The sequence below is a fragment of the Methylobacterium nigriterrae genome, assembly GCF_037106235.1.
Taxonomy (GTDB): domain Bacteria; phylum Pseudomonadota; class Alphaproteobacteria; order Rhizobiales; family Beijerinckiaceae; genus Methylobacterium; species Methylobacterium nigriterrae.
Genome location: NZ_JBAWTG010001000.1, coordinates 1 through 259, shown reverse-complemented (window position 1 = coordinate 259; position 259 = coordinate 1). Strand labels below are relative to the sequence as shown.

The window sequence follows — 259 nt, the reverse complement described above, 5'->3', positions numbered from 1 at the left end:
CCAGAATCAAAACCGCATCAGGCGAATACTTTTCGAGGGCCTGATCAGAACTAATGATCACCTGCCCGATCGTCTCAGCCGCATTCTTACCGGCGGCATCGAGGAAAGCATCCGGCTTGCGAATGCCCAATTGCTGGAAAAAGACCTCGTTCAGTTCGTAGTCGTAATTCTGCCCCGTATGAACAAGGGTATGCTCTGTATACTGATCGAGCTTAGCAATGACACGCGAGAGCCGGATGATCTCCGGCCGCGTGCCGAC

At 53.3% G+C, this 259-nt stretch carries 1 protein-coding gene; it reads right to left on the bottom strand.

Annotated features, from left to right (window positions below):
• A partial coding sequence (locus tag WDW90_RS40020) for a UDP-N-acetylglucosamine 2-epimerase (RefSeq protein WP_336493107.1) occupies positions 1-259 on the bottom strand: 259 nt, incomplete at both ends.